Source organism: Microbacterium sp. ARD31, from assembly GCF_031844425.1.
The window spans coordinates 13,565-33,343 of sequence record NZ_JAUZVE010000032.1; the positions used below are offsets into that span (position 1 = coordinate 13,565).

Annotated in this window: 15 protein-coding genes; 9 read left to right on the top strand and 6 right to left on the bottom strand. The window is 73.8% G+C overall.

Features of this window, described 5'->3' with window-relative positions:
* Nucleotides 1–6: 6 nt before the first annotated feature.
* Together Q9S36_RS37760 and Q9S36_RS37765 are read right to left on the bottom strand one after the other, a co-directional pair.
* Nucleotides 7–300: a hypothetical protein gene (locus Q9S36_RS37760; protein ID WP_311289905.1), complete on the bottom strand. Its 294-nt coding sequence runs from the start codon at nucleotides 298–300 to the stop codon at nucleotides 7–9.
* A 43-nt stretch (nucleotides 301–343) separates the two neighbouring features.
* Nucleotides 344–1,834: a phospholipase D-like domain-containing protein gene (locus Q9S36_RS37765; protein WP_311289906.1), complete on the bottom strand. Its 1,491-nt coding sequence runs from the start codon at nucleotides 1,832–1,834 to the stop codon at nucleotides 344–346.
* A 157-nt stretch (nucleotides 1,835–1,991) separates the two neighbouring features.
* On the opposite strand from Q9S36_RS37765, the gene Q9S36_RS37770 reads away from it, so the two are divergent.
* The 9 genes from Q9S36_RS37770 to Q9S36_RS37810 all read left to right on the top strand — a co-directional run bounded on the left by Q9S36_RS37770 (nucleotide 1,992) and on the right by Q9S36_RS37810 (nucleotide 14,913).
* Complete coding sequence (locus Q9S36_RS37770) at nucleotides 1,992–2,681, top strand: hypothetical protein (RefSeq protein ID WP_311289907.1); 690 nt, start codon at nucleotides 1,992–1,994, stop codon at nucleotides 2,679–2,681.
* Nucleotides 2,682–2,715: 34 nt separating this feature from the next.
* Nucleotides 2,716–4,281, top strand: coding sequence for a DNA polymerase Y family protein (locus tag Q9S36_RS37775; RefSeq protein ID WP_311289908.1), 1,566 nt, complete (start codon nucleotides 2,716–2,718; stop codon nucleotides 4,279–4,281).
* Nucleotides 4,281–7,676: an error-prone DNA polymerase gene (locus tag Q9S36_RS37780; RefSeq protein WP_311289962.1), complete on the top strand. Its 3,396-nt coding sequence runs from the start codon at nucleotides 4,281–4,283 to the stop codon at nucleotides 7,674–7,676. Before Q9S36_RS37775 ends, Q9S36_RS37780 begins: the two co-directional genes overlap by 1 nt.
* Before the next feature lie 89 nt (nucleotides 7,677–7,765).
* Complete coding sequence (locus Q9S36_RS37785) at nucleotides 7,766–8,206, top strand: hypothetical protein (RefSeq protein WP_311289909.1); 441 nt, start codon at nucleotides 7,766–7,768, stop codon at nucleotides 8,204–8,206.
* Nucleotides 8,207–8,413: 207 nt separating this feature from the next.
* The gene (locus Q9S36_RS37790; protein WP_311289910.1) at nucleotides 8,414–9,700 is read left to right on the top strand and encodes an extracellular solute-binding protein; all 1,287 of its coding nucleotides are present in this window, start codon (nucleotides 8,414–8,416) and stop codon (nucleotides 9,698–9,700) included.
* A gap of 10 nt (nucleotides 9,701–9,710) precedes the next feature.
* Nucleotides 9,711–10,706, top strand: coding sequence for a sugar ABC transporter permease (locus Q9S36_RS37795; protein WP_311289911.1), 996 nt, complete (start codon nucleotides 9,711–9,713; stop codon nucleotides 10,704–10,706).
* 7 nt (nucleotides 10,707–10,713) lie between these two features.
* Nucleotides 10,714–11,562 (top strand): carbohydrate ABC transporter permease, encoded by an 849-nt coding sequence (locus Q9S36_RS37800; protein WP_311289912.1) that lies wholly within the window; start codon nucleotides 10,714–10,716, stop codon nucleotides 11,560–11,562.
* A 7-nt stretch (nucleotides 11,563–11,569) separates the two neighbouring features.
* A complete protein-coding gene (locus Q9S36_RS37805; RefSeq protein ID WP_311289913.1) occupies nucleotides 11,570–12,595 on the top strand; it encodes a LacI family DNA-binding transcriptional regulator in 1,026 nt (341 codons plus the stop codon).
* Nucleotides 12,592–14,913: a glycoside hydrolase family 3 N-terminal domain-containing protein gene (locus tag Q9S36_RS37810; protein ID WP_311289914.1), complete on the top strand. Its 2,322-nt coding sequence runs from the start codon at nucleotides 12,592–12,594 to the stop codon at nucleotides 14,911–14,913. The genes Q9S36_RS37805 and Q9S36_RS37810 overlap by 4 nt, the downstream gene beginning before the upstream one ends.
* A gap of 18 nt (nucleotides 14,914–14,931) precedes the next feature.
* On the opposite strand, the gene Q9S36_RS37815 is transcribed toward Q9S36_RS37810, so the two are convergent.
* The 4 genes from Q9S36_RS37815 to Q9S36_RS37830 form a co-directional block, all read right to left on the bottom strand.
* Complete coding sequence (locus tag Q9S36_RS37815) at nucleotides 14,932–15,855, bottom strand: universal stress protein (protein ID WP_311289915.1); 924 nt, start codon at nucleotides 15,853–15,855, stop codon at nucleotides 14,932–14,934.
* A 25-nt stretch (nucleotides 15,856–15,880) separates the two neighbouring features.
* Entirely contained in the window at nucleotides 15,881–16,849 is a 969-nt protein-coding gene (locus Q9S36_RS37820; protein ID WP_311289916.1) for a universal stress protein, read from the bottom strand.
* Between the two features lie 112 nt (nucleotides 16,850–16,961).
* The gene (locus Q9S36_RS37825; protein WP_311289917.1) at nucleotides 16,962–18,380 is read right to left on the bottom strand and encodes an MBL fold metallo-hydrolase; all 1,419 of its coding nucleotides are present in this window, start codon (nucleotides 18,378–18,380) and stop codon (nucleotides 16,962–16,964) included.
* A 112-nt stretch (nucleotides 18,381–18,492) separates the two neighbouring features.
* On the bottom strand, nucleotides 18,493–19,731 hold the full coding sequence (locus Q9S36_RS37830; protein ID WP_311289918.1) for a glycoside hydrolase family 16 protein: 1,239 nt from the start codon (nucleotides 19,729–19,731) through the stop codon (nucleotides 18,493–18,495).
* Nucleotides 19,732–19,779: the final 48 nt, after the last annotated feature.

A 19,779-nucleotide genomic window follows, 5' to 3' on the forward strand; every position in this document is an offset into this window, starting at 1 on the left:
GCCGCGTCAGGGCCGGTAGGGCGTGTCCTCGCTGCGCGGGTCGAGCGCTGGGTAGCCCGCCTTGGGGTCGATGCCGTCCGGGTTCGGCTCCTCACCCCCGGCGCTCTGCTCCGGCGGGGCGTCGGCGTCGGGCTCCACCGGCGAGGTGTCGCGGAGGCCGTCCGTGGCCACCTGCCCCGGCCCGGCGTGGCCGACGCGCTCGCTGCTCGAGCCCATGCCGCCGGCGGCCGCCTCCGGTCCCGACGCGTTCGGCGTGGACTCTCGTTCCACCTGTGCGGGGTCGCTCGGGTCGTGTGTCATGCGATGTCGTACCCCCGCGTCGCCCGGCCATGTGCCGGGAGGATCAGTCGTCCTCCCAGTAGGGACCCTCGACGTAGTGGTCGGGCTCGACCGTGGTCACCGGGCGGCGGACGGTGCGCCAGACCTTGCGCCTGGTCCCGTCGGGACCCTCCACCCAGCGCGCGACCCGGAAGTTGGCGTAGGTCGTGGTGTAGGCGTTGCGCGAGTTGCGCGGGCTGTTCCACTGGTAGTTGAAGTTCTTGAGGTACTTGTTCGCGACCTTCTCACCGCGGACGGTGAACCACACCTCGTCGTTGGCGGTGCTCAGGCTCGACCAGTTCACCGACCCGGTGAGGACCATGCTCGTGTCGGGGACGCCGTTGTAGGTGCCCTGCACCACCAGGTACTTCTGGTGGGTGTAGTAGTCGAGGATCAGGTCGTCGATGCCGTCGTTGTTGAGGTCGAAGTTGTCGTCGGTGTTGTAGTCCAGCCCCGTCGAGCGCAGCGGGATCCGGCCGCGCCTCGTGGGGGCGCCGAGGATGCCCTTGGTGTGGAAGCCGATGAGGCCGTAGCTGACGCGGAAGTCGCACCCCTCGGCCCACTTGCGGCGGATCGCGGCGGCGAGGTAGTCACCGCGGGAGCCGCGCATCGTGTGCATGGACAGCGCCAGCCGGGTGCGGGTGACGCCGCCACTGCCGTCGGGCGTCAGGCACTGGACCTTCTTGAGCATGTCGATCACGAGGTCGTTCTTGGGCCCGGAGTTCTTGGGGAACACCCACACGGTGTTCTTGTCGACGGTGTCGTCGCAGTAGGTGGTGAGCGGCGTGCCGCAGAAGAACCGCGGCGGCTGGCGCGTGGAGTAGTCCTTCTTCATGTCGTTGAACAGCGACACGAACTGGCGGAACAGCACGTGGTTGCCGTCGGAGAAGTAGAGGTCGTTCCACTGGTGCCGGTCGGCGTTGAGCGTCATGTTGGCCGACCCGACGGCGATGACGTCCTCGGACCTGCCCGCCTGGGAGAACAGGTAGAACTTCGTGTGCAGGTTGTTGAACTCGTTCTGGGTGCCGCGGCAGCTGGCCCGGCACTTGTAGATGAAGCTGTCCTTGCGGCGGTTCGTGCCGATCTCCGCGCGGATCACCTTCATCGCGCGGTTCTCCCAGTGGTCGTTGAGGAGCATCTGCACCTTGACGCCGCGCCGGTGGGCGGCGACGAGGGCCTGGGCCACGGGCATCCGGTCGAGGGAGTAGATCGCGATCCGGATCGTCGATCCCTTGGGTGTGTGGCGGATCGTGTCGACGACCCGGCGCTCGATGTTGAACCAGCCCTTCCTCAGGTGCGGGTCGTTGAAGAACGGACCCCGGGGAGCCGTCCACTTGCTCGGCTTGGGCTTGCCGGGCTTGGACCGGGCGGGCTCTGACGGGGCCGCGGCGGCCCGTCCCTCGGCACCGTCGGCACCCGCGGACGCGTCCGCGAGCGCGGAGCCCGGGGCAGTGACCCCCATCGACGCGACCAGCACCAGGCAGAGGCTCCCCACGAGCCTCGACAGCTTCGACACGACCAAACCCCCACATCGGCGTACTTCGCAGGGTCAGCATAAGCACCCCTGCGGCCCGCTCCCACCGACTCGCCCGGCGCTCGGGACCCCTGTGGTCCAATGTGCGGGTCACATCGTTCCGCTTGACTCGTTCGAACAGGTGTTCGATCATGGGCACATGTCCTCCGCCCGCTCGATCACCGCGCTCGACCCGGCGCGATCGGTGGTCGAGCAGCTGCGCGAGCGGGTGGCCGCCATGGAGCGCAAGCCCGCGGGCGAGCCGGTGCCCACGCTGCCCGGCCTGGCCGACCTGGTCCCGCTCCACGCCGGCGGGACCTACGCCGTCGACTCGGCCGCGCTGGGCCTCGCCCTCGCAGCTGGCGCCTCGCGTGCCGGCGAGTGGGTCGGCTTCGCAGGGTGGTCCGACTTCGGCGCCGAGGCCGCTGCCGAGCTCGGCATCGAGCTGTCCCGCACGGTCCTGGTCCCCGACCCCGGCGAGCACTGGCTGGAGGTGACCGCCGCCCTGGTCGACGTGCTCCGGGTGGTGGTGCTCCGTCCGCCCGCCCCGGTCACCGAGCGTGCCGCCGGGGTCCTCGACTCGCGGCTGCGCACCCGGTCGGCCGTGCTGGTGGTGCACGGCGAGTGGCCCCGCGCCGAGGCCCGGCTGAGCGTCGAGGAGTCCCTGTGGTCCGGCCCCGTCTCCGGCGGTGGCGAGCTGGCCGAGCGCCGCGCGCGCGTCGTCGTGCGCCGCGGGGCCCGACCGCCGGTGCGCGCCGACCTGTCCTGGCCGGGTGTCCACCGGGTGGAGGCACGCACCGACCGGGAGGTGCGCGAGATCCGGCGACCGGCGGACGACAGGGCGGGGTGAGGATCCCCGTGAGTCCCCGATGAGGGTGATGGTCGTGTGGTGTCCCGACTGGTCGGTCGTCGCCGCGCTCGACGAGGCCGGCCGCTCGCGCCGCTCCCCTGCAGCCGTCCTGTCCGCCAACGTCGTCGAGGTGTGCAACGGGCCGGCCCGGGCCGAGGGCGTGCGCCGTGGCCAGCGCCGCCGCGACGCGCAGTCCCGGTGCCCCGAGCTGCTGGTGCTCCCGGCCAACCCGGACCGCGACGCGCGCGCCTTCGACCCGGTCCTGGCGATCATCGAGGACCTGCGCCCCGGTGTGGCCGCGCTGCGCCCCGGCCTGCTCGCCGTACGCGCTCCCGGCAGCTGGTACGGCACCGAGACCGCCGCGGCCGCGACCGCCTGCCAGGCGCTGGTCGACGGCGACGTGTGGGACGTGCGCGTCGGCATCGCCGACGACCTCTTCACCGCCGAGCAGGCCGCCCGCACCGCCGAGGTGCAGTCGTGGGTAGTGGTCCCCGAGGGCGGGTCCCCGGCCTTCCTGCGCGGCCTGCCCGTGCACGTCCTGCAGGACGACGGGCCGCGTGGTCGCGAGCTGGTCAGCCTGCTGCAGCGGCTCGGCCTGCACACCCTGGGCGACCTGGCCGACCTGCCGGGCGAGGCGGTCGAGCACCGCCTCGGCGCCCACGGGGCGGCCGTGTGGCGCCGTGCCCGGGGCGAGGACCGGGCGCTCTTCGCGGCCCGGACCCCGCCTCCGGACCTGGAGGCCGAGGTCCCCTTCGAGCCGCCGCTCGACTCCGTCGAGGCGATCACCTTCAGCGTGCGCACCACGGCCGAGCGCTTCGTCTCCCAGCTCGCCCACCACCAGCTCGTCGCCACCGGTGTGCGGGTCGAGGCCGAGTCCGAGGGCGTCGTCTGCTCCTCCCGCACGTGGCTGCACCCGCGCCACTTCACCGCCCGCGACCTGGTCGACCGGGTCCACTGGCAGCTCCAGTCGGCCGGGGCCACCAGCGGGGCGGGCGCCGCGGTGCGCGGGCGCAAGAACGCCGGCGAGGTCCGCGCGCCCATCGAGCGGGTCAGGTTCCTGCCCGAGGTCGTCGAGCCCGCGGCCGCGCACGGCGAGGCCCTGTGGGGCACGGCCTCCGACGACCTGGTCGAGCGCGGCGTGGCCCGGGTGCAGGGCATGGTCGGCTTCGACGCCGTACGCCGCCCGGTGCTGCAGGGCGGTCGCAGCCCCGCCGCCCGGCAGTCGCTCGTGCCGTGGGGCGAGCGGGCGGTCGACCTGCGGCCGGTCGACCGTCCGTGGCCCGGCCGGGTCCCCGGACCGGCACCCGTGCGGGTGTTCGCCTCCCCGCCGGCCGCCGAGGTCGTCGACGACGCCGGGCGGGAGGTGCGCGTCACCGACCGCGGCGTCGTCACCGGGGAGCCACGCCGCTTCCGGGTCGGCGGCGGGGTGCTCCCGTGGCAGCCGGTGACGGCATGGGCGGGCCCGTGGCCCACCGACGAGGCGTGGTGGTCGGGCGGGGCCGGGCCCTCCGCGCGCTTCCAGGTCGTCGGCGCCGACGGTCGCGCGTGGCTGCTGCTGCACGCTCCCGAGGGCTGGTCGCTGGAAGCGGGGTACGACTGATGGGCTGGAACAACCCCGCCATGCACTGGAAGGAGCTCGAGCGCCGGCTGAGCGGCCTTCCTGGCGCCGACGACGCGCCCGTCTCGCGACCCAAGCGCGGTGCCACCACGCCACGCGCGATCGAGCGGCCCGCGAGCGTCACCCCCTACGCCGAGCTCCACTGCCACAGCCACTTCAGCTTCCTCGACGGGGCCAGCTCGCCGGCGGAGCTGGTCGAGGAGGCGGTGCGCCTGGGGCTGCACGCGCTCGCGGTCACCGACCACGACGGCTTCTACGGCGCACCCATGCTGGCCGAGGCGGCGGCCGCCTACGACCTGCCGACCGTCTTCGGCGCCGAGCTGTCGCTGGGCCTCAGCGGTCCCCAGAACGGAGTGCCCGACCCAGAGGGCAGCCACCTGCTGGTGCTGGCGCGCGGGGTCGAGGGCTACCACCGCCTGGCCGCCGCGATGACCGACGCGCACCTGCGCGGCGACGAGAAGGGCCGCCCCCTCTACGACCTCGACGAGCTGGCCGCGCACGGTCGCGGCCACTGGGTGGTGCTGACGGGCTGCCGCAAGGGCGCCGTCCGGCAGGCGCTGTCGCACGGCGGCGAGCCGGCCGCCGCGGAGGCCCTCGACCGGCTCACCTCGCTCTTCGGCCTCGAGCACGTGCTCGTCGAGCTCTCGCCGCGGCCGGGCGCCAGCACGACCAACGCCGCGCTCGCCCGGCTGGCCGCGGTCCACGGCCTCGACCTCGTCGCCGCCGGCAACGTCCACCACGCCACCCCGCAACGCCACCGGCTCGCGTCCGCGATGGCCGCGGTCCGGGCCCGCCGCAGCCTCGCCGACCTCGACGGCTGGCTCGACCTCTCGGGCTCGGGCCACCTGCGCAGTGGCGCGGAGACGGCGGCCGCCCTGGCGGCGTACCCGGGGGCGGTCGCGCGCACCGTGTCCCTCGCCGACGAGCTCGCCTTCGACCTCAGGAAGGCCTCCCCGGCGCTGCCGAAGCGCCAGATCCCCGCCGGGCACACGGCCGACTCGTGGCTGCGGGTGCTCGCCGAGCGCGGCTTCGCGGAGCGGTACGCCGGCGTCCCTCACGAGGCCGAGGCGCGCGAGCGGCTCGAGCACGAGCTGCGGATCATCGCCGAGAAGGACTTCGCCGGCTACTTCGTCATCGTGCACGACATCGTCGCCTTCGCCCGGGAGCGGAAGATCCTGTGCCAGGGTCGCGGGTCCGCCGCGAGCTCGGCGGTCTGCTACGCGCTGGGCATCACGGCCGTCGACGCCGTCTTCTACAAGCTGCCCTTCGAGCGCTTCATCTCCGCCCACCGCGACGAGGAGCCCGACATCGACGTCGACTTCGACTCCGACCGGCGCGAGGAGGTGATCCAGTGGGTCTACGACACCTACGGCCGGCGCAACGCCGCCCAGGTCGCCAACGTCATCGGCTACCGGCCGCGGATGGCCGTGCGCGACGCCGCCAAGGCGCTCGGCTTCTCCCCCGGCCAGCAGGACGCGTGGTCCAAGCAGATCGACGGCTGGAAGTCGGTGGTCGCCGGCGACCAGGGCGACCCCACCGCCCACGACGTGCCCCCGCAGGTGGTGGCGCTGGCCGAGGAGCTGCTGGGAGCGCCCCGCCACCTCGGCATCCACTCCGGCGGGATGGTGCTGACCGAGCGCCCCATCGGCGAGGTCTGTCCGATCGAGCGGGCGCGGATGGACCGGCGCACCGTGCTCCAGTGGGACAAGGACGCCTGCGAGTCGATGGGCCTGGTGAAGTTCGACCTGCTCGGCCTCGGCATGCTCGGGGCGCTCGACCACATGATGCGGCTGGTCGCCGAGCACCTCGGCGAGGAGTGGGACCTCGCCTCGATGCCCAAGGAGGAGCCCGCGGTCTACGACATGCTGTGCCGCGCCGACTCGATCGGGGTGTTCCAGGTGGAGAGCCGCGCCCAGATCGGCACGCTGCCGAGGCTGCGTCCGCGCGAGTTCTACGACCTCGCCATCGAGATCGCGCTGATCCGTCCCGGGCCCATCCAGGGCGGCGCGGTCCACCCCTACGTCCGCCGCGCGACGGGTCAGGAGCCGGTCACCTACGACCACCCCGAGCTGGTGCCCGTGCTCGAGCGCACCAAGGGGGTGCCGCTGTTCCAGGAGCAGCTGATGGCGATGGCGGTGACGCTCGGCGACTGCAGCCGCGACGACGCCGACCTGCTGCGCCGGGCGATGGGCTCCAAGCGCGGTGTGGAGCGCATCGAGTCGGTCAAGCAGAAGCTCTACGCCGGCATGGAGAAGCGCGGCATCACCGGCGAGCTCGCCGACTCGATCTACGTCAAGATCCTGTCCTTCGCCAACTTCGGCTTCGCCGAGTCGCACGCCCTGTCGTTCGCACTGCTGGTCTACGCCTCGTCGTGGTTCAAGCTGCACTACCCCGCGGCGTTCCTGGCCGGCCTGCTGCGCAACCAGCCGATGGGGTTCTACTCCCCGCAGTCGCTCGTCGGCGACGCGCGGCGCCACGGCGTCGACGTACGCCGACCCGACGTGACCCTCTCCTCCGCCCAGGCCGACCTCGAGTCTGTCGGCTCCGGCCCGGTGCGGGCGACGGGCCTCGACGGGTGCTGCCAGCCGCGGTTCGAGCGGGTGGAGTGGGTGCCGGGCACCCCGGACCCGGTGCCGGCCCACCGCCGCGACGGCGGCCTCGCCGTACGTCTCGGCCTCGACTCCGTGCGCGGCATCGGGCTCGAGGTGGCGCGGCGCATCGTCGCGGCCCGCGACGAGGCGCCCTTCACCGGCGTCACCGACCTCTCCCGCCGCGCCGACCTGACCCCCGCCCAGCTCGAGGCGCTCGCCACGGCCGGGGCCTTCGACGCCTGGGGGCTGGAGCGACGCGAGGCCCTGTGGGCCGCTGGGTTCGCCGAAGGGTCCGGTCACCTCGCCGGTACGACGCCCGCCCCCGCCGCGCCGACCCTGCCGGGCATGAGCGAGCCGGAGATCACCCTCGCCGACCTCTGGGCCACCGGCATCTCACCTGAGCGCCACCCGGTCGAGCACCTGCGCGACGACCTCCGCCGCGCCGGCGTCCGTTCCGTCGCCGACCTCGCCACCACCGAGCCCGGTCGCCGAGTGCACGTGGGCGGCCTGGTCACCCACCGGCAGCGGCCGGGCACCGCGATGGGCGTCACCTTCCTCAACCTCGAGGACGAGACCGGCATGCTCAACGTCGTCTGCTCCGTCGGGGTGATGAAGGCGCACCGCCAGGCCGCCCGCAACCGGGTCGCGGTGGTCATCCGCGGCCGGCTCGAGCGCAACGAGGGCGTCACCAACCTGATCGCCGACCGCGTCGAGCCCATCGACGTCGTCGTGCCGGGGGCGGGGGCCGTGCTCCAGGCGCGGGCGTCGTCGCGCGACTTCCGCTAGGCCTCGGCCTGAGCCACGGGTGCTACCCCGCTCGGGGTACGTCCCTGCAGGGGTGGGACCACGCCCCGGCGCGAGCGCAGACTGGTGGCATGGCGCACGTGGGGCACGTCGACGGGTGGGTGGCCGCCGAGCGCCGACCGCCGTCGCTGGGGTCGGCGCTGGTGGGGCTGGGACTCGCGCTCGCCTGCGTCACGACGTACGCCGTCTCGCTCCTGCTGCCCTACTACGCCAACGGCCTCCAGGGCTCCTCGCAGGAGGAGCTGTGGGCCAGCGACCTCGCCGAGACCTGGCCCTACGGGACCGCCGCGGACGTACCTCTGGGGCTCGCGGCACTCTTCGCGATCTCGATCGGCCCGTTCCTCGCCGGCGGCCTGCTCTGGTGGTCGGCCCGCACCCTCTGGGTGCACCACGGTCGTCTCCCGTCGCCGGTGCAGGTCGTCGTCGGCGCGACGCTCTTCCTCGCCCTCACCGTCCTGGGATGGCTCACGACGCCGCTCGCCGGTCAGCTGTTCAGCTGGTACATCGACTGAGGCACGCGCCGGGTCCCCCTCCCCGGTCCGTCATCCGCACCTGACGCCATGGCCTCGGGTCCGCATGACGGATCGCGTTCCCGGCCCACAGAATTTTCGAAATGGAAAACGTTATCGATAACGATTGACACGCTCACCGACCGCCAGCGAGGGTTCCGTGGTGTGACCCACGTCATACCGGGACGAGGGCGGAGAGGAACGGTCGAGATGCGGAAGCAACTACGCGGCGCAGCGCTGGCCCTCACGGTCGCGGGGCTCTCGCTCACCGCGGCGGCGTGCGGGGGCGACGACACCGAGGCGGGCGGGGACGACAAGACCATCACCTGGTGGCACAACTCGAACAACGAGCCCGGCAAGGGGTTCTACGAGCAGGTGGCCGCCGACTTCGAGAAGGACAACCCCGGCGTGACCGTCGAGGTGACCGCCATGGCCCACGAGGACATGGTCGACAAGCTGACCGCCGCCTTCCAGAGCGGCGACATGCCGGACGTCTACATGGAGCGCGGCGGCGGCGAGCTCGCCGCCCACGTGGACGCCGGCCTGACCCGCGACCTCACCGACGACGCGGCCGACGTCATCGAGTCCATCGGCGGCTCGGTGGCCGGGTGGCAGGTCGACGACCGGACCTACGGGCTGCCGTTCTCCCTCGGCGTGGTCGGCGTCTGGTACAACACCGACGACTTCGAGCAGGCGGGCGTCACCCCGCCCACCACGATGCAGGAGTGGGAGGACGTCAACGAGGCCCTCAAGGACGCCGGCAAGACCCCCCTCTCGCTGGGCGCCGGCGACAAGTGGCCGGCCGCCCACTACTGGTACTACGCCGCGGTCCGGTCCTGCTCCGAGGACGTGCTGACCCAGGCGACCGCAGACCTGGACTTCTCCGACGAGTGCTTCGTGCAGGCCGGCGAGGTCGTCCAGCAGTTCGTCGAGACCGAGCCGTTCAACAAGGGCTTCCTGGCCACCCCGGCCCAGGAGGGCGCCACCTCGGCGTCCGGCCTGCTGGCCACCGGCAAGGTCTCCAGCGAGCTGCAGGGCCACTGGGAGCCCGGCGTCATGCAGGGCCTCACCGACGACGGCGAGGGGCTCGGCGACAAGACGGGCTGGTTCCCGTTCCCGGCCGTCGAGGGCGGCGCGGGCGACCCGGCCGCGGCACTCGGCGGCGGTGACGCCTGGGCGGTGTCGGCGCAGGCCCCGGACTCCGCGGTCGACCTCGTCACCTACCTGCTGAGCGAGGACGTCCAGCGCGGCTTCGCCGAGAACGACATGGGCCTGCCCACCGTGCCGGCGGCCACCGACGCGGTCAGCAACCCCGTGCTCGGCGACCTCATCGAGGTCCGCGACGAGGCGCCCTACGTCCAGCTCTACTTCGACACCGCCTTCGGCGAGTCGATCGGCGGGGCCATGAACGACGAGATCGCGCTGCTCTTCGCCGGGAAGGCGACGCCGCAGGACGTCGTCGACGCCATGCAGCAGGCCGCCGACGAGCAGGGCTGACCGACCTCTCGTGAGCCTCTCCTCCATCGCCCCCACCACGGCCGGTCCCGACCGGGACGACGCCGTGGCCACCCCGCCGGGACCACGGCGCCCCCCACGCCGTGGTCCCGGGCCGGGTGCCGGCTCCTGGCGCACGCGCCTGGAGATCCTGGTCTTCGTCGCGCCCGCCCTGGTGCTGATGGCGCTGTTCATCGCCTGGCCCGTGGTGTCGGCGGTCCGGATGTCCTTCTACCGGTGGCGCGGCTTCGGGCCGATGGACGACTTCGTCGGGCTCCGCAACTACGAGCGGGTGCTCACCGACGAGGTGTTCACCCAGGCGGTGGGCCACAACTTCGTCATCGTGGTGCTGAGCATCCTCATCCAGCTGCCGCTGGGGCTGGCGGTGGCGCTGCTGCTCAACCGGCGCATGCGCGGCCGCGCCCTCGTGCGGACCCTGATCTTCGTGCCGTACGTCGTCGCCGAGGTGATCGCGGGGGTGATCTGGTTCCAGCTGCTGCTGCCCGAGACAGGTGTCGCCGACGGGCTGGTCCGCTCGGTCGGACTGACGCCGCCCGACCAGGGATTCCTCGGCACGCCGAGCCTCGCGCTCTGGGCGGTGTTCGGCGTGCTCACCTGGAAGTACCTCGGCCTGGCGATCCTGCTCTTCCTCGCCGGGCTCCAGTCGGTGCCCGACGAGATCTACGAGGCGGCCGCGCTCGACGGCGCGTCGTGGTGGCAGACGCAGGTGCGCGTCGTCGTACCCCTGCTCGGGCCGACCATCCGCACGTGGTGCTTCCTGTCGATGATCGGCTCGATCCAGCAGTTCGACATCGTCTGGGTGCTCACCGGCGGCGGCCCGGCCAACGCCACCACCACCATGGCCACCTACCTGCTCACCCAGGGCACCCAGCGCGGCAACTACGGCATCGCCGGCGCTGCCTCGGTGGTCCTGTTCGTCATCGGCGTGGTGATGGCCGCGCTCTACCAGCGCTTCGTGCTCCGCCGCGACACGAGGCCGGAGGGGTGAGGCCGGCATGAGCAGCACGTCCACCAGCACGCGCCCGGCGCGATCCGGCGCGAACCCCGCCGTGTACGTCATCGCGCTCGCGGTGGTCGCGCTCAGCGTCGGACCCGTGGTCTACGGCGCCCTGGGCGGCTTCCGCTCCAACGAGCAGATCGCGCGCGACCCGGCCGGGCTCCCCGACCCGTGGCGGTTCGGCAACTACACGTCGGTCTTCACCAACCCGCAGTTCTGGGACTACGCGGTGAACTCGCTCGTCATCGCGGCGCTGACGACCGCCGTCGCGGTCGGGACCGGCGTGATGGCGGCGTACCCGCTCGCCCGCTACCGGTTCCGGGGCCGCGAGACCCTCTTCACGGTCTTCGTGCTGGGGCTGCTCTTCCCGCTGGCCACCGCGATCATCCCCCTGTCGATCTTCATCAGCCGCGACCTGCAGATGTCGAACAGCTGGTGGGGCGTCGCCCTCCCCCAGGCGGCCTTCGCGCTGCCGGTCACGGTGGTCATCCTGCGGCCGTTCCTCATGGCGCTCCCGCAGGAGATCGAGGACGCCGCGCTCATCGACGGCGCCTCGCGCATCGGGGTCTTCTGGCGCATCGCGCTGCCGCTGAGCGCCCCTGCGCTGGTCACCGTGGGCGTCCTCGCCTTCGTCACGTCGTGGAACTCCTACCTGCTGCCGCTCCTGCTGCTCCAGGACGAGATGAAGACGCTGCCCCTCGGCGTGGCGGACTACTCCACCGAGCACTCGGCCGACACTGCGGGAGTGCTGGCGTTCACCTCGGTCGCGATGATCCCGGCGCTGGTGCTCTTCCTCGCCCTCCAGGGACGCATCGTGAACGGCCTGCAAGGAGCGGTGAAGGGATGACGCAGCGATGACGAGGACAGTGGGCACCCGGGTGACCATGCAGCAGGTCGCCCACGAGGCCGGGGTGTCGGTCTCCACGGTCTCCAAGGTGATCAACGGCCGCTACGGCATCTCCGACATCACCTCCGCGCACGTGAACGACGTGATCGCGCGGCTCGGCTACGAGACCAGCCTGGTCGCCCGCAGCCTGCGCAACCAGCGCACCAACGTGATCGGGGTGCTGGTCGCCGACTTCGAGCCGTTCAGCACCGAGGTGCTCAAGGGTGCCGCCGACGCCATCCGGGACACCGACTTCGAGCTCGTCGCCTACTCCGCCGGCGGTCGCGTGGGCGAGCACGTCGGGTGGGAGCGCCGCTACCTCTCGCGCCTGATGGGCACGCTCGTCGACGGCGCCGTCCTGGTGACCCCGACGGTGACCGACGTGGAGACCCACGGCGCCGTCGTCGCGATCGACCCGCACACCGGCAGCACCACCATGCCCACCGTCACCGCGCACAACCTGCAGGGCGCCCGCGCGGGCGTCCAGCACCTCCTCGACCTCGGCCACACCCGCATCGGCATGGTCACCGGCCGCGCCGACCTGGTGTCCGCCCAGCTGCGCGAGCGGGGCTTCCGTGAGGCACTGCGGTCGGCCGGGGTGCCGGTCGACGAGTCGCTCATCGTGCCGGGCGAGTTCGAGGTCGACGTGGCCCGCGCCTCGGCCCGCGCCCTGCTCGACCGCCCGGACCGGCCGACGGCGGTCTTCGCGGCCAGCGACCTGATGGCGCTCGCCGTCGCCGACGTCGCCGCCGACCTCGGCCTCGTGGTGCCCACGGACCTCTCGCTCGTGGGCTTCGACAACATCCCCGAGTCGGCGATGGCCGAGCCTCCGCTCACGACCGTCCAGCAACCCATCCGCGAGATGGGCCGCCACGCCGTGGCGATCCTCATCGATCTCATCGAGGGGCGTCGACCCGACGACCTCCACCACACGCTCGGCACCGACCTGGTGCTGCGCCGTTCCACCACGTCTCCCGGGAGTCCCACCGCATGACCGAGCAGCAGCAGCCACCCCTCTGGCAGGACCTCACCGCGTCGGTCGACGACCGCGTCGACGACCTCGTCGCGCGGATGACCCTCGCCGAGAAGGTCGGCCAGCTCGCCAGCATCTGGCTGGTCCCCGACGGTGCGGGCGAGATGGCGCCGATGCAGGGCGCTGCCGCGTCCGTCCCGTCGTGGGAGGACGCCATCGCCGACGGCCTGGGCCACCTCACCCGCCCCTTCGGGAGCGCCCCCGTCGACGCCGAGACCGGGCTGCGCAACATCGTCGACCAGCAGGCGCAGGTGCGCGCGGCCAACCGCTTCGGCATCCCGGCCCAGGTGCACGAGGAGTGCCTGACCGGCCTCAACGCGTGGGGGGCCACCATCTACCCCACGCCCGTGAGCTGGGCGGCGACGTTCGACCCCGACCTCGTCGAGCGGATGGGCCGCCAGATCGGCGACCTGATGGCGCGCCTGGGCATCCACCAGGGCCTCGCGCCGGTCCTCGACGTGACGCGCGACCTGCGGTGGGGCCGGGTCGAGGAGACCCTGGGCGAGGACCCGTACGTCGTCGGCACCATGGCCGCCGCCTACGTCCGCGGCCTCCAGGCGAGCGGCGTCGCGGCGACCCTCAAGCACTTCCTCGGCTACTCCGCCTCGCGCGCCGGCCGCAACCTCGCGCCCGTCTCCATGGGCACCCGCGAGCTCGCCGACGTGATGCTGCCGCCGTTCGAGATGGCGCTGCGCGCGGGCGCCCGGTCGGTGATGAACGCCTACACCGACATCGACGGGGTGCCCTCGGCCGCCGACGAGGCGCTCCTCACCACGCTGCTGCGCGACACCCTCGGCTTCGAGGGGACCGTCGTCGCCGACTACTTCTCCGTCGCCTTCCTCCACAGCCTGCACCGCATGGCCGCCGACCTCGGCGAGGCGGCGCGCCTCTCGCTGGAGGCGGGCATCGACGTCGAGCTCCCGTCCGAGGACGCGTACGGCGCCCCGCTGCTGGAGGAGGTGACCAGCGGCCGGCTCGACGAGAAGGTCGTCGACCGGGCCCTTCGCCGCGTCCTGCAGCACAAGTGCGAGCTCGGGCTCCTCGACCCCGGCTGGACGCCCGTCGAGCCCGCGCCGGTCGACCTCGACCCGCCGGAGGCCCGGTCCCTCGCCCGGGACCTGGCGCGCCGGGCGGTCGTGCTCCTCGACAACGACGGCACCCTGCCGCTCGCGCCGGGGCGGCGCGTGGCGCTCGTCGGTCCCAACGCCGACACCGCCGACGCGATGCTCGGCTGCTACACCTTCCCGATGCACGTCCTGGCCCACCACCCGGGGCACGACCCGGGCCTGGCGATCCCCACCCTGCGGGAGGTCCTCGCGGACCACGTCGACCTCGTGCACGAGCGCGGGTGCGCCGTCGGGGTGCCCGGCGAGGCCGAGCCGGAGGACGCCGACGCGGCCCTCGACGCCGCGGTCGCCGCGGCCGCTGCGGCGGACGTGTGCGTCGCGGTGCTCGGGGACCGGGCCGGGCTCTTCGGCCGCGGCACCTCCGGCGAGGGCTGCGACGTCGCCGACCTCCGCCTGCCGGGACGGCAGGAGGAGCTGCTCGAGCGCCTGCTGGCCACCGGCACCCCCGTCGTCGCGGTGCTGCTGGTGGGTCGTCCCTACGACCTCAGCCGCCAGGCCGACCGGCTCGCCGCGGTCGTGTGCGGCTTCTTCCTCGGCGAGGAGGGTGCCGGCGCCGTCGCCGACGTGCTGCTCGGTCGGTGCGAGCCCTCGGGCCGGCTGCCGGTGAGCTTCCCCGGCTCCGGGGGCGCACAGCCTGCCACCTACCTCGGCGCTCCCCTCGCCCAGCGCACCGACGTCACCAGCGTCGACCCGACGGCGCTCTACCCGTTCGGCCACGGGCTCGGCTACGCCCGCGCGACGTGGGAGCGGGTCGAGCTGCGGTCGGGCGGCACGTGGCCGACCGACGGGGTCGCCGAGGTCGAGGTCGACCTCGTCAACGAGTCCGGCCGCGAGGTCAGCGAGGTCGTCCAGGTCTACCTCCACGACCGCGCCGCCTCGGTGGTCCGCCCCGAGCAGCGGCTGGTGGCCGCCGTACGCGTCGACCTGCCCGCGGGCGCACGCCGCCGGGCACGCATCGGCCTGCACGCGGACCTGACCGCGTTCACCGGGCGCGCGCTGGCCCGCATCGTGGAGCCGGGCCGCGTCGAGCTCCGGGTCGGCCGGTCCAGCGCCGACCACGAGGCGGTGCTGGAGGTGAACCTCGCCGGCGCGGAGCGCGCGGTCGGACCCGACCGGGTGCTCGAGCCGGAGACCAGCGTCGTCGAGGTGTGACGTCGGCGCTGCCGCACCTCAGCCGAGCGGGACCACCATCACCGGCGACCTCGCCTCGCGCAGCACCGTCCGGGCGATCGACCCGAGGTGGTGGGGCTCCCACGGCCGCGGTCCGTGCCGGCCGACGACCACGAGCGCTGCCGCCTGCGAGTCGTCGACGAGCACGTCGCTCGGCCACTGGTGGCGGACCTCCAGCACGATGTGCACCTCCGGGTGGCGCTCACGCAGTCCGGCGACGGCCTCGTCCAGGAGGGTCTTCTCCTCCTCACGCCACTGGGCGGTGACCCGTCGGGTGATGATGTCGTCGTAGACGGCGTCGAGCCGCCAGGCGTGCACCACCCGCAGGGAGGCGCCGGTGGCGTCGGCCCAGGCGAAGGCCGCCTCGAGGACCTCGCGCGGACCGCCCTCCTCGTGGACGCCGACCACCACCTCGTTGGGCGCGGCCCCGGGCTCCCACGACGGGGGCACCGAGACCACCGGGCAGTGGGCGTGCGCGGCCAGGCCGTTCGCCGTCGACCAGGTGAGCAGCCGGCCGAGCCCGTGCGGGTGCCGGTGCTGGACCACGACGAGGCGCGCGTCGTGGCTGAGCTCGGCCAGCACCCGTGCGGGCGGTCCCTCGCGCCAGACGGAGCGGAACGCGACCGCGCCGTCCGTCAGCTCCTTGAATTCGCGACCCACCTCCTGCGCCACCCAGGGCCCCACATCGGCGGCGGCGTCGAGGGTCAGCAGGACGCTCGGCGGCGGGGCGGGGTAGGGCGGGTGGACGGCGTGCACGAGCACGACCTCCGCGCCGTCGCGGCGGGCGCACTCGGCGGCGTACCGCAGGGCGGCGCGCTCGTGCCCGGGCCCGGTGACGCCGACGACGATCCGCGGTCGACCGGGCTCCGTGCTGGTGTCGGTGACTGTCGCGGTGCCGGTCTCGGCAGCTGTCTCGGTGTTCATCGTGTCCTCCTTCGGGCGGGTGCGGTCACGAGCCCGCGCGGGCCAGGGGAGCGCCGGCCGACTCGAGCTCCAGGTCGAGCTCCATCGGCACCGGCGTCGCCGGCACGACGCGGACCGGGCAGTGGGCGTAGAGCAGGACCGAGCGAGCCGTCGAGCCGAGGTGCGCCGCCGCGGGCACGCCGTGGCTGCGACGTACGACGACGAGCTCGTCCGCCTCCTCCGAGGCGAGGACCAGTGCATGGGCCGCCTGGTCGTGCACGCAGCGCACCTCGACCTCGACGTCGGGGTGGCTCGCCCGCCACGGGGCGACGACCTCCTCGAGCTCGCGCTCGGCGCGCGCGGCCCAGTCCTGCAGGGTGCCCGCGTCGGCGACGAGCAGGTCGTCGTAGGCGATCGGGAGCCGCCAGGCGTGCAGGACGACCAGCCGGCTGCGACGCTGGCGGGCGACCTCGAAGGCCTCCGCGAGCACGGCCTCGGCGTGGTCGGGGTGCTTGACCCCCGCCAGGACGACGCCGGTGCTGCGCTCGGGCGACCACGTGTCCGGGACGGAGACGGCCGGCACGGCGGAGCGCGCGGAGACGCCCGTCGACACGTTGCCGGTGAGCAGGCGCATGGAGACCGGGCGCCGGTCGCTGCCGACCACGACCACCCGCGACCTGCGCCCGAGCTCGGCCAGGGTGGCCACGACGTGGCCGCGGCGCACGTGCGGGCGGAGCACGACGCGGGCGTGCTGCTCGTCCGGCTCGTCGTGCTCGACCGTCGCGAGCGAGGCCTCCAGCGCTGCGGCGCCGGCCTCCATCAGCTGGTCGGGCGGCACCGGGTAGAAGCCGCTCACCGGCGCGACGTCGGGGACCACGTGGACCACGTCGACGGCGCCGCCGCTGCGGGCCGCCTCGGCCGTCGCGTAGCGGATGGCGTTGGCGCTGCCGGACGAGCCGTCCACGCCGACGAGCACGTCGCGGGTACGACGGACGGGCTGGGCGTTGGTGGACATCTGACTGACCTCCTGCTGGTTCTCTTCCCACCTCCACCCTCTGCCCGCGAGCGCGCGCGGGGCAGGGTCGGAGGGACCCGGCCGGCGGGACCAAGTGCCCACCCGCGACACCTCAGTCGAGCAGCACCCGCTCGGCGTACGACGGCACGACCGCGGTCCAGCCCAGCTCGGCGGCGACCCGCGCGGCGAGGGCCTCGGCGGAGCGCGGCTCGCCGTGGACGACGTACACCGTCCGGGGTGCGTGCGGTGCGCGGCCCAGCCACTGCAGTGTCTCGTCGGCGTCGGAGTGCACGGAGAAGTCGGGCACCTCGACGACCTCGGCACGCACGGGCACGTAGCGGCCGTGGATCTTGACCTGGCGCGCCCCCTCGGCGAGCGCGCGACCGCGGGTGCCCTCGGCCTGGTAGCCGGTGAGCACGACGCAGTTGCGCCGGTCCGGCAGCTGGTGGGCGAGGTGGTGCACGACGCGCCCGCCGCTGGCCATCCCCGACGCGGAGATCACGATGCACGGCCGGCCGGGCCGGTTGAGCCGCTCGGAGCCGGCGGCGTCGTGCACCGCGTGCACGCTGCGCACGTCGAGGTCGGCCATCAGGCGGCGGGCGCCGTCGCGGAACTGGGTGCCGCCCCGGGCAGCGGCGCTGCGGTAGACGTCCAGGCTCGCGAGCGCCATCGGGCTGTCGACGTGCACCGGGACGTCCGGCACCAGCCCCTGCTCGACGAGCCGCCGGATCTCCAGCAGCACCAGCTCCGTGCGGTCGACGGCGAAGGCCGGGACCAGCACGGTGCCGCCGCGCTCCACCGTGCGGGTGATCGCGTCCGCGAGCACCTGCGGGTCGGGAGCCGGGTGGGTGCGGTCGCCGTACGTCGACTCGACGACGAGCGTGTCCACGCCCGGCGGGTCGGCCGGCGGGCGGAGCAGCGGGTGGTGTCCGCGGCCGAGGTCGCCGCTGAAGGCCACGTGGTGGCGCTGGATCGCGACCTCGACGGTCGCCGAGCCCAGGATGTGCCCGGCCGGGCGCAGCGTGACGACGGCGTCGGGCCCGACCTGCACGGGATGGTCGTAGTCCACCGGCTCGAGCAGCGTGAGCGCCCGCTCGACGTCGCGGCTGTCGTAGAGCGGCAGGGCCGGGTCGTGCTTGGAGAAGCCCTCGGCGTTGGCGTAGCGCGCGTCCTCCTCCTGCAGGTGCGCGCTGTCGCGCAGCACGATCGCGGCCAGCTCGGCCGTCTCGCGCGTGCAGGTCACCGGGCCCCGGTAGCCGTCCTTGACCAGGCGCGGCAAGTAGCCGACGTGGTCGAGGTGCGCGTGCGTGAGGACGACGTGGTCGAGGCCGGCGGGGTCGCCGGGGAACGGGTCCCAGTTGCGGCGGCGGTGGACCGCGAGCCCCTGGTAGAGCCCGGCGTCGACGAGCACCGTGCTCTCCGGTCCCTCGAGGACGAAACGGCTGCCCGTCACGGTGCCGACCGCGCCGAGGAACGTCAGCGCAGGGTGCGGGACGTTCCGCCTGCGTCCTGGTGCACCACCGGGGATCATGCCGCCACCTCCCTCGACTGGCTCCAGCGTGGCCCGGCGCGGCCCCGCGCGGCAGGGCCGACCTGCCGGTCCTGCGGGGGTCGCAGGTCCCGGGTCGCCGCGGCTCGTCCCCTCAGTCCTGGGGCAGGTCGGTGCCGGTCTCCCAGACCCGGACCCAGTCGACGTACATGTGCTGGGGCAGGTGCTTCTCCTTGATCTTCGGGACCTCGTAGTCGGCCGCGATCAGGCTGAGGATGGGGAACTGCCGCTCGGCCGAGATGCCGCGGGTCATCCGTCCGGTCTCGCGGCCGTCGATGCGGAACACGAGCAGGCGCGGCGTCCACTCGACCGAGAAGACGTGGTAGTTCCTCGACCAGCCGTCGCGGCGGCTGCGCAGGTACGACGCCGAGTTGCTGACCCAGCCGCCGGTGGACACCCTGCGGCGACCGTCGTAGCGGTGCATGAACGTGGCGAGTCCGCCCTGCGGGTGGTGGTCGCCGAAGTACTCCACGACGTCGATCTCGCTGCCGAGCGCGCCGGGGTACATCCCGCCGCTGGGCTGCAGCCAGAAGGCGCCGTGCTGGCCGCGCAGCCGGTGGAACTTCACGCGCGCGGCGGCGACGCCGTACCGGAAGGAGAACTCGCCCTGCGTGCCGATGTGGCCGCTGAGCCGGTAGGCGAAGCGCCCCCCGGTCGCGTCGCGGCCCTTGATGCGGCACCGGGTGGTCGCGTCCGGGTCCTTGACGACGCTGAGGCGCACCGCTCCCCCGTCGACGCTGACGGCCCGCGGGTCGCCCTTGGAGCAGGTCCGGCGGTTGCCGTGGCCGTGCTCGCGGCCGCGGGTGCTCCACGCACGGCCGAGCTCGCCGCCGGAGAACTCGTCGGTCCACGTCGGCTCGAGCCACCGTGCGGTGCTCACGGGTGTGCCGGTCCGGGCCCTCAGGCCGCCGAAGGCCATCGCCTTGACCCGGTAGGTCGCCGCCTTCCCGTCGACCGCGGCCGCGGCGGCGAACTCGGCGCGCCCGCGCCCGTCCTGCCGCCGGGTGGCGACGGTCTCCCACACCTCGCCGGTCCGGGCCTGCAGCTGCACCCGGCGGCCCACCCGGACCGGGCGGATCGTGGCCACGACGGCCGCGGCCGCGTGGTCGGGGTCGGCGACCTTCCCGCCGAACTGCACGACCTGCGGCAGCGCCTCGAGGCGGATCTTCTGGCCCCCGACGACGCGTACCGACACGTGCGGGGGCGTCTCCTGCGCCTCGTCGCCGGCGGCGCCGGGCACCGGCCAGGTGAGGAGGGCGCTGGGGACGAGCAGGGCGAGGCCGCCCAGGAGGAGGCGGCGGGCGTGCGTGCGGGCTGGCGGACGGGCTGGCATGGCGGACCTTCGGTTCGGACGGGTCGTGCTGACGGCGGTGGGACGCAG

What these genes read in the sequence shown, in the direction of transcription:
- Q9S36_RS37785 (WP_311289909.1), top strand. Translation starts at nt 7,766, where the DNA reads ATGGCGCACGTGGGGCACGTCGACGGGTGGGTGGCCGCCGAGCGCCGA.
- Q9S36_RS37825 (WP_311289917.1), bottom strand. Translation starts at nt 18,380, where the DNA reads ATGATCCCCGGTGGTGCACCAGGACGCAGGCGGAACGTCCCGCACCCT.
- Q9S36_RS37790 (WP_311289910.1), top strand. Translation starts at nt 8,414, where the DNA reads ATGCGGAAGCAACTACGCGGCGCAGCGCTGGCCCTCACGGTCGCGGGG.
- Q9S36_RS37820 (WP_311289916.1), bottom strand. Translation starts at nt 16,849, where the DNA reads ATGTCCACCAACGCCCAGCCCGTCCGTCGTACCCGCGACGTGCTCGTC.
- Q9S36_RS37770 (WP_311289907.1), top strand. Translation starts at nt 1,992, where the DNA reads ATGTCCTCCGCCCGCTCGATCACCGCGCTCGACCCGGCGCGATCGGTG.
- Q9S36_RS37815 (WP_311289915.1), bottom strand. Translation starts at nt 15,855, where the DNA reads ATGAACACCGAGACAGCTGCCGAGACCGGCACCGCGACAGTCACCGAC.
- Q9S36_RS37810 (WP_311289914.1), top strand. Translation starts at nt 12,592, where the DNA reads ATGACCGAGCAGCAGCAGCCACCCCTCTGGCAGGACCTCACCGCGTCG.
- Q9S36_RS37780 (WP_311289962.1), top strand. Translation starts at nt 4,281, where the DNA reads ATGGGCTGGAACAACCCCGCCATGCACTGGAAGGAGCTCGAGCGCCGG.
- Q9S36_RS37830 (WP_311289918.1), bottom strand. Translation starts at nt 19,731, where the DNA reads ATGCCAGCCCGTCCGCCAGCCCGCACGCACGCCCGCCGCCTCCTCCTG.
- Q9S36_RS37800 (WP_311289912.1), top strand. Translation starts at nt 10,714, where the DNA reads ATGAGCAGCACGTCCACCAGCACGCGCCCGGCGCGATCCGGCGCGAAC.
- Q9S36_RS37805 (WP_311289913.1), top strand. Translation starts at nt 11,570, where the DNA reads ATGACGAGGACAGTGGGCACCCGGGTGACCATGCAGCAGGTCGCCCAC.
- Q9S36_RS37760 (WP_311289905.1), bottom strand. Translation starts at nt 300, where the DNA reads ATGACACACGACCCGAGCGACCCCGCACAGGTGGAACGAGAGTCCACG.